Origin of the sequence: Gluconacetobacter liquefaciens (genome assembly GCF_003350405.1) — a bacterium.
GTDB classification, from domain to species: domain Bacteria; phylum Pseudomonadota; class Alphaproteobacteria; order Acetobacterales; family Acetobacteraceae; genus Gluconacetobacter; species Gluconacetobacter liquefaciens.
The window spans coordinates 569,040-581,608 of the sequence record NZ_QQAW01000001.1 but is presented as its reverse complement, the minus strand read 5'-3'; the positions used below and the strand labels follow the sequence as shown (position 1 = coordinate 581,608).

The window sequence follows — 12,569 nt, the reverse complement described above, 5'->3', positions numbered from 1 at the left end:
CGGGACGTGCGGATCGTGCCATGCCCGTTCGGCTCACAGGACAGGGATGACCATGAAACAGACCAGAGCGACCCCGGCCCGGATGACACGCACCCGTATGGCGACGTGTGCGCTGGCGCTGGTGGCGCTGTGCCAGGTGCCGCATCAGGCGGCGCGGGCCGCCGTACCCGACCTGCCGACGCGGCCGGTCCTGACGCTGGCCGTGGCGCAGCGCATTGCGGCGGCGGCGGTGCAGCAGGCGGAGGCCCTGCACACCCCCGGCGTGATCGCGGTTGTGGATGATGCGGGCGAGGTGATCGTCCAGATCCGGATGGATAATGCCTTCATGCGGGCCAGCGGTACGCTCGCGCCAGGCAAGGCGCGGTCCGCCGTGATGTTCCGGCGGCCGACCGCGACGCTGGAAGCCGCTATCGCCGGGGCGCGGCCGGCGCTGGTCAGCGCGCAGGGCTTTGTGATGATGAAGGGGGGCGAACCCATTTTCATCAGGGACCGACTGGTCGGCGGGATCGGCGTTTCGGTCGATACGCCGGACCATGACGAGCAGATCGCCCAGGCTGGTCTGGCGGCGGTGAAATAAGCTGCTCAGGCGCGGCGGGGCGGTTTCCGTCGCTTTCTACGCCGGCTCCGACCCATCGGCCCCTGCGCTGACGATGTGCTGCACGAAATCCGAGAACGCGCGGGCACGCGCACTCGTCAGGCGGCCGGCCGGGTAGAGCGCCCACAGGTCCAGCGGCGTCAGGTCCCATGCCGTCAGACACCGCACCACCGCGCCGCTTGCCAGTTCCGGCCGGAACATCCAATCGGCGGCGACGGTCAGGCCGAGATCGGCCAGCACGGCGGCGCGGATACCTTCGGCGGCGCTGAGATGCAGGCGGGCGTGGAGGGGGACCGTCATTTCCGCGCCGTCGGGGCGGCGGAAGGTGGGCTTCAGGCTGCCGCCGCGCGTGTAGAGGATGGCCTGGTGGGCGGTGAGGTCTTCCGGCGTGCCCAGCAATGGGGCGGCCGCGAGGTAGCGGGGGGTCGCGATGAGCGAGCGGCGGCCCTGGGCGAGGCGCCTGGCGATGACGGCGCTGTCGTTCAGCGGGCCGACGCGGATGGCAAGGTCGATGCCTTCCGCCACCAGGTCCACCCTGCGGTCGTCGAGTTCGATATCCACCTCCAGCCTCGGGTGGGCGGCGAGGAATACGCCCAGTTTCGGCACGATCTGGATGCGGCCGAAGGTTGTGGGCAGCGCCACGCGCAGGCGGCCGTCGAGGCTGGCGGTGCTGTCGCGCGCCGCGCGGTCGGCTTCCTCGGTCTCGGCGATGATGCGGGCGGCGCGCTCGAAATAACGCTGGCCGGCACCGGTGGGGGCGAGGCCGTGGGATGAGCGCAGCAGAAGCTGGACGCCAAGCTGGCGCTCCAGTTGCGCGACGGCCTTGGAGACCGCCGGCTGGCCCAGATGCAGGCGACGCGCGGCGGCGGTGAATGAGCCGGTTTCGACGACCCGCACGAAAGCGGCCATGGCCTGGAGACGGTCCATTATTATTCCAGACTGGAATGAAGACTATGGAATTATCCTGTCTGCCAATCCGATCCGGAACTGTCCATCCTTCATTTCCACGGCGGCCCTCCCCCGCCGCGCCACCCCTCTGGGTGGCCCCCGATGACAGGATGACCCGATATGACCGACCTGCTGTTCTCGCCGAAATTCGTGGGCCCGACGCGGCTGGACCATCGCATCGTGATGGCGCCGCTGACGCGCATGCGCGCCAGCGCCGGCGATCTGCCGAATGACCTGATGCGCACCTATTACACCCAGCGCGCGACGCCGGGCGGGCTGCTGATTTCCGAAGCTTCGCCGGTTGCGCTGACCGGGTATGGCTTCGAGCGCGCCGCCGGGATCTATGACGATGCGCAGATAGCCGGCTGGCGGCTGATTACGGACGGGGTGCATGACCGGGGTGGCCGGATGGTGCTCCAGTTGTGGCATGTGGGCCGCCAGTCGGCCCGCGTGCTGCAACCGGGGGGTGTGGCGCCCATCGCACCCTCCGCCATACGGGCGGACGGCACGGCCTGGACGCTGAACGGCACCGTTCCCTACGACATGCCCCGCGCCCTGGACCGCGGCGAGATCCCCGGACTGGTTGCCGCCTATGGCGCGGCGGCGGAGCGGGCGCTGAAGGCGGGCTTCGACGGTGTGGAAATCCATGGGGCCAATGGCTACCTGCCCGACCAGTTTCTTCAGGACGGGACGAACCGACGGACGGACGATTATGGCGGCCCGATCGAAAACCGCGCGCGGTTTCTGCGCGAGGTGACGCAGGCGGCCATCGACGTGTGGGGCGCGGCGCGCGTGGGCGTGCGGCTGACGCCCAGCGGGGCCTATGGGTCGATGGCCGACAGCGACCGGCATGCCACGTTCGGCTATGCCGCGCGGATGCTGGACCGGATGGGCATCGGATACCTGCATGTCGTCCAGCCCCGGATCGGGGCCGATGCCGAGGTCGATCCGGTCGATGTCGCGACCCTGCGCCCGCTGTTTCGCCGCACGATCATCGCCGCCGGCGGGTTTACGCGGGACAGCGCGGAGCGGCTGCTGGCCTCGGGCGATGCCGACCTGATCGCGTTCGGGCGCAGTTTCATCGCCAACCCCGACCTGGTGGAGCGCCTGCGCCATGACTGGCCGCTCAACCGCTACGACCGCGCGACGTTCTATGGCGGCGATGCGCGGGGCTACACGGACTATCCCTTCCACGACGGCCAGGGAGCGCGCGGGCAAGGCGTCTGATGTAAAAAATAGAACCAATGTATTTCCGTTGTTTCTGTTTCGTCATCCTCCGGTTGCTCATAACGTGATTGCAACGTCGACAGACGGAAACCTCGGATTTTCCGCTTCACCTGATCTCGCCAAAGGATTGCCTGACATGATCACGCCCGCCACCCGCGATGCCGCCCTGCTCGCCGCCCGTATCGCCCTTTCGGCCCTCTTCCTCGTCATGGGGTGGGGCAAGCTGTCGGATTATTCCGGCGCCGTCGCCTACATGGCGCAGACCGGCGCGCCCCTGCCTGCCCTGTCGGCATTGATCGCGACGGGTGTGGAACTGGGCATCGGGGTGGCGCTGGTGCTGGGGGTGTTCGTCGAACCGCTGGCGCTGCTGCTGGCTGCCTACACCGTAGTGACCGGTTTTATCGGCCATCATTTCTGGACCATGGAGGGGATGCTCCGGTACGACATGATGATCCATTTCTACAAGAATATCGGCATTGCCGGCGGGCTGATCGCGCTGGCCGTGGCCGGGCCGGGACGGTTTGCCCTGCGGCTGGGCAGGGCGGCCAAGGTGCCGGCCCTCTGAAAACGCCTACCCCCTCCCCCGTGTGGCCGTGAACGCGGCCCGGACAAGGAACAGGACCATGACACGCTTTACGACTTCCGATGGTGTCAGCCTCTATTACAAGGACTGGGGCACGGGTCGGCCCGTGCTGTTCAGCCATGGCTGGCCGCTGAGTGCCGACATGTGGGACAGCCAGATGCTGCATCTGGCGGAAAACGGCTTCCGCGCCATTGCCTTCGATCGGCGCGGCTTCGGACGATCCGACCAGCCCTGGCAGGGTTATGATTACGACCGGCTGGCCGATGACATTGCCGAACTGATCGATCACCTGGACCTGCGTGACGTGGTGCTGGTCGGGTTTTCGATGGGCGGCGGCGACGTGACCCGCTACATCGCCCGCCATGGCAGCGAACGGGTGGGCAAGCTGGCGCTGCTGGGTGCCGTCACCCCGCAATTCATGAAAACCGCGGGCCATCCGGTGGGGCCGGAGAAGAGCGTCTTCGACGGGATCCGCGCCGGGCTGCGGGCGGACCGCGCGCAGTTCCTCAAGGATTTTTCATCGGTTTTCTATGGCGTCAATCACGGCGCGGCGGTTTCGGACGGGGTGCTGGACCAGACCTTGCAAATCGCGCTTCAGGCGTCGCTCAAGGCGACCATTGATTGCGTCACCAGCTTTTCCGAAACGGATTTCCATCCGGACATGGCGAAGATCGATGTGCCCACGCTGGTCATTCATGGTGATGACGACCAGGTGGTGCCGCTGGAAGCCACCGGGTCGCTGGCGGCGAAGATGATCGCGAACGCGACGCTGACGGTTTACGAAGGCGCGCCGCATGGGTTTGTGGTGACGCATGATGCGCGGCTGAAGGCGGACCTGCTGGCGTTTGTGTCGTAGGTTTCTTCATTTTCTGACGCGAGAGAAGAAAAAAGCCTTTATTGCGCGGCATATGTGCGCGATGGCGTGGGTGGGGCCGGCATTCTGCCGGTCCTGCTGGTGGTTCGGCCGATCGTGATGAAGACCGGAAGAGAACGGATCGGTTCTGTAAAGGACGTTACCCTTTTATCGGTCAAGGGTAACGCCCCTGCCGGGGATGGCCGACACATTCGCCTTGGGGAGATCAGCGTTCTTCCCGAGGGTTTCCAAACCATCTCAGGGCGGCTTGAAATGCCCCTGCATCATCGGCGGCATGGTCGCTGGCCCAGGCGACATAGCCGTCGGGCCGTACCAGCACCGCGTGCAGCCCCAGGCGCTCTTCTGCATCGCTCGCGACATAATCGACCCGTCCGGCCCAGCGATCCGCAAGGGCGCGAAGCGATGGTTGCGCGACGAAATCCAGCAGCAGGCCGCGCCCGGTGCGGAGATGGTCGTTCAGCCCTGTTCCGTCGGCCAGGGCGAAGTCTGGTGCGCTATAGCCGACCAGCGGATGCGTGCCGCCGCAATCATAACGAAGCCCGATGCCCGATACGCGCTCGGCAAAATAGGTTGCGGCATCGCGTGTTTCGATCAGATCGCGGATGATGACTTCGAGCGCGCGTGTCGCGCGGTCCGGGCGCATGAGTGCGACCTGGGCCCGCGACCAGTCGAGAACCCGCGCACCAACAGGATGCCGCTCGTCAGCATAGCTGTCGAGCAGATGGGCTGGCGCGTGGCCGCGGATCGTCGCGGCAAGTTTCCAGCCGAGATTCATCGCGTCGCCAAGCCCGAGATTGAGGCCCTGGCCGCCCAGCGGAGAATGGATATGGGCGGCGTCGCCCGCCAGCAGGATGCGCCCCCGGCGGTAGTCGGTCGCCTGACAGGCGCGGTCGGTCCATGTGGCGGCGCGCTTCAGCGCCGTGACCACGAGATCGGTGCCGGAGACCTTGCGCAGGACCGCCTGGATATGGTCGCGGGTGATCGGCTGCGTCCGGTGGCATGCGCCGGCATCGAAATCGGCCATCGCGATCAGGCCCGGCGCGGCGTAGGTGTACAGGCCCGTGGGGGTGGAGTGGCGGCCGGGTTTGAGGCTGGCCGGATCGGCCAGTGCGATTTCGGCGGAATAGCCGGTCAATTCCGGCTCCGTTCCGCTGAAGGCAATCCCGGCCGCCTTGCGCACCACGCTGCGGCCACCGTCGCAGCCGACCAGCCAGAGACCTTCGAACGTGCTGCCATTGGTGCACACGCTGACTTTCGTCTCGGACTGTGAAAGATCCTCGACTTTACAGCCACGCCTGATCTCGGCGCCCATGGCGAGCGCACGATCGGCCAGCACGGTTTCGATGCCTGCCATATCGGCCGCCATGCCGCCGATGGGACCGGGCAGACGATAGGGCCATGTCGCGCCGTCGATCTGATCCTGAAAGAACGGGATGCCGGCGAAGTGACCGGCAGCGCGGCGGCCTGGTCGCATCCAGTGCGCCGTGAGCATGCCGTCGCGATCGACGGCGCGGTTTTTGAGCGGGTCGAGCAGATCGCGGCGATCGCATGTTTCCATGGTCGCTGCCGAAAGGCCGCGCAGCCCGAACGGCAGGTCCTTCAGGGGAGACGCCGGGGTCTGTGCCTGCTCCAGCATCAGGACCGAACAGCCTGCGAGGCATAGTTCGCCAGCGAGAAACAGCCCGACCGGGCCGGCGCCCACGATGATTACATCATGACATTTCGGAAATTCTACAGGCATGAACGGCTCCACTGTCGATGTTCGACCGGAGCGTTCCTGGCATCTGCCCCCGCGCCGGACGAACGACTGGATGCCCGGGAGAGCATCCGTTGTTCGTCGCGGGGGTCCTGTGCGCGAGGCCAAAGACCAGAGCTTTCGTTACCGAAAGGACCTGGGCTTACCAGACCAGATCTGCCTTTTCCGACATGCCATGCGTAGCAACATGGCGGCCTGCCGGCAAGGCCGCCTTATCCGGCCTGCGGCGACAGCCGCCCGGTGCGCGACAGCAGGACCAGCACCACGCCCAGCAGGCAGATCCCCAGACCGGCGGCGGAGACCATCGGGTAGCCGAACCCGAAGGACAGGACCGCGCCGCCCAGCGCGGCACCCAACGCATTGCCCAGGTTGAACGCGCCGATATTGACCGACGAAGCCAGGCCCGGCGCGTCGTGCGCGGCCTGCATGGTGCGCATCTGCAACGCCGGCATCAGCGAGAAGCTGGCGGCGCCCCAGAGCAGGACGCCGACCAATGCCCCGGCCGGCGTCTGCGCCGCGAAGGGGAAGGCGAGCATGATCAGGCCCAGGATGGGAAAGAACACCAGCAGCGTACCGGCCAGCGAGCGGTCCGCCGCGCGGCCGCCGATGGCGTTGCCGATGCTGAAGCCCACCCCGATCAGCATCAGCGCCGCCGTCGTCAGGGCCGGGCCTGCCTGGGTGATGTGCTCCAGCATCGGGACGATATAAGTGTAGAGTTCGAACATCGCGCCGGCACCGATGACCGTGACGCCGAGTGCCATCAGCACGTTGGGGCGCAGGATGGCCTTCAGTTCGGCCGCCGCGTCGGGCCTTGGGCCGGCCTCGGCCAGTGGCAGGGCGACGGACAAGGCCGCCGCCGCGACCACGCCCAGCACCGAGATGACGGCGAATGCGCTGCGCCAGCCCAGCGTATCGCCCAGCCAGGTGGCGGCCGGCACGCCGAAAATATTGGCGACGGTCAGGCCCATGAACATGCTGGCCAGCGCGCTGGCCCGGCGGTTGGGAGCGACCAGGCTGGCGGCCTCGACCGCGCCCAGGCCGAAGAAGGCACCATGGGCCATGCTGGTGAGGACCCGCGAGAGCAGCAACTGCGTGTAGTCGGCGCTGGCCGCCGATGTCAGGTTGCCGATGGCATACAGGACCATCAGCCCGATCAGCGCGTATTTGCGCGGATAGCGGGCCAGCAGCAGGGTGACGAAGGGGGCGCCGCCCATGACGCCGAAAGCGTAGGCGCTGATCAGGCTGCCGGCCTTGGGCACGCTGACATGGACGCCCTCGGCCAGGACGGGCAGCAGCCCCATGGGGGTGAATTCGGTGACCCCGATCGCGAAGGCCCCGCAGGCCAGGGACAATAGCGCAAGACTGGACGAATGATCGGCTTTCGACAAAACGACTTCTTTCCCTTTTTTCGGCGGGCGCATCTGGCGGCCGGGTGACGAGACCGGCGTGATGATCGGGATTTGATCGCACGGTTCGGAGTGTGCGGCATCGTTGACGGACATAGTGTCGGGGTCAATCACAATTGACGGGAGGCGGAGATGGACGGATCGGGCGCGGACAGGGACTCCGCCGAACGGGACCCGCGCTGGAGCGGGATCGTCCATCGGGACCGGCGGGCCGATGGGTGGTTCTGGTATTCCGTGACCACCACGGGGGTCTATTGCCGGCCCTCCTGCCCCTCGCGCATGGCCCGGCCGGAAAATGTGCGGATTCATGACACCATCGAGGACGCACGGGCGACCGGTGCGCGGGCCTGCCTGCGCTGCGACCCCGATGCAGCGGCGGACGCGGACGGGCGGAATGCGCGCGTCGTGCAAGCGTGCCGCCTGATCGAAGCCGGCGACGGGCGCCCGACCCTTGCGGCGCTGGCGCGCGCGGTCGGGTTGAGCCCCGGCCATTTCCAGCGTGTGTTCACGCGCGCGACCGGGCTTTCGCCGCGCCGATATGCCGAGGCCTGCCGGAGCGGGCGCCTGCGCGAGGCCCTGCCCGCCGCGCCGCGTGTGACGGATGCGATCTATGCCGCCGGATATGGGTCCAGCAGCCGCTTTTATGAAAAATCCGCCGGGATGCTGGGCATGACGCCGACCGCGCTGCGCCGGGGGGGCAGTTGCCGAGCGGCTGCGCTTTGCCGTCGGCGCGTGTGCGCTGGGGGCGATCCTCGTGGCTTCCAGCGAACGGGGGATCGTGGCCATTCTGCTGGGGGATGATCCGGAATTGCTGGTGCGCGATCTTCAGGATCGCTTTCCCCGTGCCGAGCTTGTGGGAGGCGACCGGGATTACGAAGAACTGGTGGCGCGGGTGGTCGGGTTTGTGGAAGCGCCTGCCATCGGGCTGGATCTGCCCCTCGATATTCGCGGCACGGTCTTTCAGCAGCGCGTATGGGATGCGCTGCGCGAGATTCCGGCCGGGAATACTGCGACCTATCGCGACATCGCGCGTCGGATCGGCGCCCCCGCATCGGTGCGGGCGGTGGCGAATGCCTGTGGCGCCAATGCGCTGGCCGTTGCCATACCGTGCCATCGCGTGATTCGCCGTGACGGCACGGTTTCGGGGTATCGCTGGGGTGTCGCGCGCAAGGAGAGGCTGCTGGAACGGGAGAAATCCTGACCGGTCGCGGGATGTTTCCGCGTGGGGCGGTTGGCCGCCCCATGACGGGTCAGGCGTTCAGAACCTTGCGCAACGAAGCCTCGATCTGGCCGCCGCAATAGGCGTCGCCATAATCCTCGCGCGCTCTCGCGGCCAGTGCCGCCAGCGCCGGTATGGCCGCGACCCGCTGTGCCAGGGCTGCCGTGAGAGGTGCGGTGTCCTTGAGAAGCGTCGCGATAGCGGGAAAACGCTCCGCCATGGTCGACCACAGGGTGGCTGTCACGATGTCGGCGATGCCCGGCGCCTTGCCGCCGAGCAGAAAGCCGGAATCGGCCCTGAGGCCATGGCGTCGCCCGGTTTCCTCCCAGAGGGACATCCATTTCCGCAGGCGCGGGACGAACGCCTGCCAGCGCGTCTCCGTCCACATCTCACGGCCGCCAGCCAGGGTGATATCGTCGATCACGTCATTGGCGTCGTTGACGATTTTCATGCTCAGGGCGCGCAGGGCCGGGGTGGTGGGCAGGAGGTGCAGCGTTTCGCCGAGATAGAGGATGATCGCCGGTGTCTCGGCAATGGCGAAGTCCGCCTTTCGGTCGATCAGCAGGGGTGGGCCCATGAACGGGACCGGCATGTTTTCCACCGGGCCGTCCATCAGCTTTGATATCGCCGCGTCGCCGCACTCGGTCCAGCTCTTGCCGGCATAGGCCAGGACCGCGCGCACGAACTGGCCGCGGAACGGCACGGACCAGTAATAGAGGTCGTAATCGGACATTGCGTGGACTCCTGATCGTGCGGACCCCGACAGGTTCGCATTGCTTGACCATATCGCAAGACCGTCCGGAACAGCATGGTGCTCACGGCGAGCCGAGCGCGATGGCTGGTGCGCTCCGCGCGCCCTTGCCGGCCCGGAGCAGCGTCGTGACGACCGCCAGCAGGATAACGAGCACGGCGGTTGCGACGAAATAAAGCGGCGAGAGGCCGATGCGCCGGTCGAAGCCGGCCAGCCATCCCTGCATCGCCCACCATGCGACCGGCCACGCGGCGATATTGGCCAGCAGCACGGGGCGCAAGAACTGGAACACCAGCAGGCCCGTCACCTGCCCGGCCGTCGCGCCGAGCACCTTGCGCACGCCGATCTCGAACAGGCGCCGCTGCACGTTGAAGGCAGCGATGCCGTACAGCCCGATGCAGGAAATGGACAGCGTGAGCAGCGAGGCGATGATCATCAACGTGCCGCGCTGCTGCTCGGGCCTGGTATCCTCGCCGACGATCTCGTCCATGCCGCGAAGGTTCAGCGCGGCCTCGGGGAAAACCTGCTTCCAGACGGCGGCGATGGCGATGCGAACGGCATTTTCGGGCGCGTGGTCGTAGCGGATGGAGAGAACGCCATGGCCGATCGGGCCGGACACGGCGTAATAAAGCGCGGGGTCGACGGCCGCGCGGCCCGCCTGCAGGCGCATGTCGGCCACCACGCCGATCACGGTCTGTATCGTCTTGCCTGCGAGATAGATCGGCTGGCCGATCGCGCTGGCGGGGTCGGGAAAGCCCAGGGCGCGGGTGGCCGTTTCGTTGAGGATGATGGTGTGTGTGCCGAAATTGTAGTCCGGCACGCTGAAAGCGGCGTCGAACGGTGTGACGGGCATGGGCCGGCTGTCGCGGTCGCTCCGCGCGTCGAACAGGCGACCCGCGAGGAGACGGGTGCCGAAGAGAGGCAAGGTCGAAGACTGGGTTCCGACGAGAAGGATGGAAACATCTTTCTCATGGCCTGGACGGGTCGCCGCGTAGCTGATCCTGGAGGGCCCTCCGCCCGGCGCGTTGTCCGAAATCGTGACGCCCGTGATTCCGGGGACGCCGCGGATGAGATCGGCCAGCCGCTGCTGACGCTGCCTGGCTGACGGCTCGTCGGGCAGTCGGTCGACGAGAAGACCGGACTGGCGGTAACCGCGATCCATCGTCTGGAGCAGATGGGTCTGCCGCCAGATGACGAGCGTGCAGATGGTCAGCGTGATGGCGAACGCGAACTGGACGACGACCAGCCCTTCACGCAGGCGGCTGCCGAGACGGCCACTGCCCGGCAGCCGCGCGGACGCCAGCACGGCAGCCGGACGGAACCGCGACAACAGCCAGGACGGATAGGCACCCGCGCAGACCCCGCCGATGACGGCCACCAGCAGGAGCAGCGGCAGCGCGAAGGAGAAATCGAGCGTTACGGGCCAGCCGCTGAGCGTGGCGACCCAGGGTAGCGCAAGCTCCGTCATCACGATCGCCAGGGCCGCCGCCATCAGCGCCAGGCCGACGGCCTCCGCCGTGAAGGACAGGCCCAGCAGCCGGGGCGTTGCGCCCAGCACCTTGCGCATGGCCACTTCCCGCGCCCGCGTCGCCGCCAGCGCCGTGGAGAGATTGACGAAGTTGATCAGACCCGCCGCAAGCGCCAGAAGCCCCACCAGGCCGAGAATGACCGGCAGCCGCTTGTCGGCCCCTCCCCAGCCGATGGTCGCATCGAAGAAATGCAGACTGGTGAGCGGGCGGGCGCGCACGACGTAAGATCTGGCCTCGTCGGCCGTGAGCCCGGCGGCATGGCGCTGCACCAGCCCGTTCAGGAGATCCGGCAAATGGGACGCCACGGACGGTGCCAGACGGACCCAGACTTCCGTGTCCTGCATCCCCCACATATCATAGCCATGAAGACTCTCGGGCGAGGACGGCACGAGCAGATCGAAATGCGGCGTGGTGTTGGGCGCGGGATCGTCGAGGATGCCCGTGACGTGCAGCCGCCGCCGCTCGCCCCTCTGGATGATATCGAAGCTTCGCCCCACAATGTTGCGATCGGTGCCGAACAGACCCCGCGCCCATGCCCGCGTCAGGACGGCGCCATCGGGGACAAGCGCAGTCGCCCGGTCGCCTTCGGCGAGCGGCAGGCCGAAGACGGCGAAGAAATGGGTATCCGTGCGGGCGATGGTGACATCGCGGACCTGGGCGCCAACGACGACCGTGGCATCCGAGAAACCGCGCACAATCGCCGTGGCAGGCCATTCGGGGTGCTCGGCCTGAATGGCGTCGAACAGGCGGATGCTGGAGACGGAGGCCTCCTTCGCCGGAAAGGCATCGAGCCGGTAGATGTTCGCGGCATCCGGAATCCAGCGATCGAAGCTGAATTCGTAGCGCACGATCAGCGCCAGGGTGAGGAACGTGGCCATGCCGAGCGCCATGCCGGCCACGTTCAGAGCGGTGAACAGGCGGCGCTGCGCGATGCCGCGCCAGAATACGAGGGCGATATGGGCAAGCATGGGCGTTACTCCACACGCAGGGCGCGCGCCGGTTCGGCACGCGCGGCACGCAGGGTCTGGGACAGGACGGCGAACGTGGCCACGAACACCGCCATGATCACGACATCGGCACAATAGCGGGGAGACAGACCGGCGACGTTGATCGCGCCGTAACGCCGGCGCCCGCGTATCTGACGCAGGAATGCCTTGAAGCGCAATGCGATCGTCATACCGCCCCCTGCCCTCCCGATACCCGCGCCGGTTTGGCCTGTGCATCCGGAAGGATACGGGGTGCGCCAGGTGCCGGGAAACCACTCGAAATCGGGCGATCCATACGCTGCCTCTCCTCTGGGGACAGAGCATATCACCACCATAGCGGAATGCATCCGATTGAAAATGAATGGTATTTTAGCTTGCAGACAGGGAGCCGTTCGAAATCGGACAGAGTGTCCGCGATCGGACATCCCTGAACAGGCTGTCAAGCAAGGAATGAACGTATTCGCAACGCCTTGAAGGCCACGATCCCGGCACGGGGCCGTGGCCTCCATCACGACGGGTGCCGGGCTTTGTCGCGGCCCGTGATCGCGCGCATCGTATTGCCGGTATGACTGTTCAGCGGACGGCCAAAACAGAGCCGCAGGGCAAGCGGTAGCGAATGCCCGTGGCACCGATGCGCTGGCCGTTGCCATACCGTGCCATCGCGTTATCCGTCATGACGGCACAGCATCCCCCGG

Annotated in this window: 12 protein-coding genes and 1 pseudogene; 7 read left to right on the top strand and 6 right to left on the bottom strand. The window is 66.9% G+C overall.

Annotated features, from left to right (window positions below):
* Nucleotides 1-52: 52 nt before the first annotated feature.
* Complete coding sequence (locus C7453_RS02605; protein ID WP_211311006.1) at nucleotides 53-577, top strand: GlcG/HbpS family heme-binding protein; 525 nt, start codon at nucleotides 53-55, stop codon at nucleotides 575-577.
* Between the two features lie 36 nt (nucleotides 578-613).
* Here the strand turns inward: C7453_RS02605 and C7453_RS02600 are convergent, their stop codons facing one another.
* Nucleotides 614-1,522, bottom strand: a complete 909-nt coding sequence (locus tag C7453_RS02600) for a LysR family transcriptional regulator (RefSeq protein ID WP_114725701.1) — start codon at nucleotides 1,520-1,522, stop codon at nucleotides 614-616.
* A gap of 141 nt (nucleotides 1,523-1,663) precedes the next feature.
* Between C7453_RS02600 and C7453_RS02595 the strand changes: the two genes are divergently transcribed.
* The 3 genes from C7453_RS02595 (at nucleotide 1,664) to C7453_RS02585 (ending at nucleotide 4,209) form a co-directional block, all read left to right on the top strand.
* Nucleotides 1,664-2,770, top strand: a complete 1,107-nt coding sequence (locus tag C7453_RS02595; protein ID WP_114725698.1) for an alkene reductase — start codon at nucleotides 1,664-1,666, stop codon at nucleotides 2,768-2,770.
* Between the two features lie 136 nt (nucleotides 2,771-2,906).
* Nucleotides 2,907-3,335, top strand: a complete 429-nt coding sequence (locus C7453_RS02590; RefSeq protein WP_114725696.1) for a DoxX family protein — start codon at nucleotides 2,907-2,909, stop codon at nucleotides 3,333-3,335.
* Nucleotides 3,336-3,393: 58 nt separating this feature from the next.
* A complete protein-coding gene (locus C7453_RS02585) occupies nucleotides 3,394-4,209 on the top strand; it encodes an alpha/beta fold hydrolase (protein WP_114725694.1) in 816 nt (271 codons plus the stop codon).
* Between the two features lie 223 nt (nucleotides 4,210-4,432).
* Here the strand turns inward: C7453_RS02585 and C7453_RS02580 are convergent, their stop codons facing one another.
* On the bottom strand, nucleotides 4,433-5,968 hold the full coding sequence (locus tag C7453_RS02580; RefSeq protein ID WP_114725692.1) for an FAD-dependent monooxygenase: 1,536 nt from the start codon (nucleotides 5,966-5,968) through the stop codon (nucleotides 4,433-4,435).
* A gap of 227 nt (nucleotides 5,969-6,195) precedes the next feature.
* Nucleotides 6,196-7,371: an MFS transporter gene (locus C7453_RS02575; protein WP_114726098.1), complete on the bottom strand. Its 1,176-nt coding sequence runs from the start codon at nucleotides 7,369-7,371 to the stop codon at nucleotides 6,196-6,198.
* A 150-nt stretch (nucleotides 7,372-7,521) separates the two neighbouring features.
* Here C7453_RS02575 and C7453_RS19730 point away from each other — a divergent pair, with 150 nt between their 5' ends.
* Nucleotides 7,522-8,190 carry a bifunctional transcriptional activator/DNA repair enzyme AdaA gene (locus C7453_RS19730; RefSeq protein WP_310889016.1) on the top strand — a complete coding sequence of 223 codons (669 nt, stop codon included), beginning with the start codon at nucleotides 7,522-7,524 and terminating at the stop codon, nucleotides 8,188-8,190.
* Entirely contained in the window at nucleotides 8,138-8,590 is a 453-nt protein-coding gene (locus C7453_RS19725; protein ID WP_456303623.1) for a methylated-DNA--[protein]-cysteine S-methyltransferase, read from the top strand. The genes C7453_RS19730 and C7453_RS19725 overlap by 53 nt, the downstream gene beginning before the upstream one ends.
* A gap of 49 nt (nucleotides 8,591-8,639) precedes the next feature.
* On the opposite strand, the gene C7453_RS02565 is transcribed toward C7453_RS19725, so the two are convergent.
* The 3 genes from C7453_RS02565 to C7453_RS02555 form a co-directional block, all read right to left on the bottom strand.
* Entirely contained in the window at nucleotides 8,640-9,341 is a 702-nt protein-coding gene (locus tag C7453_RS02565) for a glutathione S-transferase (RefSeq protein ID WP_114725690.1), read from the bottom strand.
* 82 nt (nucleotides 9,342-9,423) lie between these two features.
* A complete protein-coding gene (locus tag C7453_RS02560; RefSeq protein WP_114725688.1) occupies nucleotides 9,424-11,856 on the bottom strand; it encodes an ABC transporter permease in 2,433 nt (810 codons plus the stop codon).
* Between the two features lie 5 nt (nucleotides 11,857-11,861).
* On the bottom strand, nucleotides 11,862-12,065 hold the full coding sequence (locus C7453_RS02555; protein ID WP_114725686.1) for a hypothetical protein: 204 nt from the start codon (nucleotides 12,063-12,065) through the stop codon (nucleotides 11,862-11,864).
* 409 nt (nucleotides 12,066-12,474) lie between these two features.
* On the opposite strand from C7453_RS02555, the pseudogene C7453_RS19580 reads away from it, so the two are divergent.
* Nucleotides 12,475-12,555 (top strand): annotated as a pseudogene (locus C7453_RS19580) (MGMT family protein); the annotation flags it as partial.
* Nucleotides 12,556-12,569 lie beyond the last annotated feature (14 nt).

Coding starts and splice junctions, on each gene's coding strand:
- C7453_RS02605 (WP_211311006.1), top strand. CDS start 53: ATGAAACAGACCAGAGCGACCCCGGCCCGGATGACACGCACCCGTATG.
- C7453_RS02600 (WP_114725701.1), bottom strand. CDS start 1,522: ATGGACCGTCTCCAGGCCATGGCCGCTTTCGTGCGGGTCGTCGAAACC.
- C7453_RS02595 (WP_114725698.1), top strand. CDS start 1,664: ATGACCGACCTGCTGTTCTCGCCGAAATTCGTGGGCCCGACGCGGCTG.
- C7453_RS02590 (WP_114725696.1), top strand. CDS start 2,907: ATGATCACGCCCGCCACCCGCGATGCCGCCCTGCTCGCCGCCCGTATC.
- C7453_RS02585 (WP_114725694.1), top strand. CDS start 3,394: ATGACACGCTTTACGACTTCCGATGGTGTCAGCCTCTATTACAAGGAC.
- C7453_RS02580 (WP_114725692.1), bottom strand. CDS start 5,968: ATGCCTGTAGAATTTCCGAAATGTCATGATGTAATCATCGTGGGCGCC.
- C7453_RS19730 (WP_310889016.1), top strand. CDS start 7,522: ATGGACGGATCGGGCGCGGACAGGGACTCCGCCGAACGGGACCCGCGC.
- C7453_RS02565 (WP_114725690.1), bottom strand. CDS start 9,341: ATGTCCGATTACGACCTCTATTACTGGTCCGTGCCGTTCCGCGGCCAG.
- C7453_RS02560 (WP_114725688.1), bottom strand. CDS start 11,856: ATGCTTGCCCATATCGCCCTCGTATTCTGGCGCGGCATCGCGCAGCGC.
- C7453_RS02555 (WP_114725686.1), bottom strand. CDS start 12,065: ATGACGATCGCATTGCGCTTCAAGGCATTCCTGCGTCAGATACGCGGG.